The 302-nt window shown below is 51.0% G+C and carries 1 protein-coding gene; it reads left to right on the plus strand.

Going from position 1 to position 302, the window contains the following annotated elements; all coding sequences use genetic code 11:
- Positions 1-302 (plus strand): zinc-binding dehydrogenase (locus tag ACNKXV_RS14130; RefSeq protein WP_417908354.1); only part of this gene is annotated, 302 nt, incomplete at both ends.

A 302-nucleotide genomic window follows, 5' to 3' on the forward strand; every position in this document is an offset into this window, starting at 1 on the left:
TTTAGCCGCAGTAGAGTTGGGAAAAGTAATGGGTGCCAAAGTCATTGCGGCGGCTTCTTCGGAAGAGAAGCTTGCCCTCTGCAAGGAAAAAGGCGCCGATCTCACGATCAACTACGAAACGGAAGATCTCAAAACCCGCATCAAGGAACTCACCACCGGCAAAGGGGTAGACGTGGTCTATGATCCTGTTGGAGGAAAATTCACCGAATCGGCACTCCGAGGTATGGCTTGGAAAGGTCGCTACCTGATTGTGGGCTTTTCCAATGGAGAAATCCCCCAAATCCCAATGAACCTGCCTTTGC

This window comes from Christiangramia aquimixticola (assembly GCF_048285835.1).
GTDB lineage: Bacteria > Bacteroidota > Bacteroidia > Flavobacteriales > Flavobacteriaceae > Christiangramia > Christiangramia aquimixticola.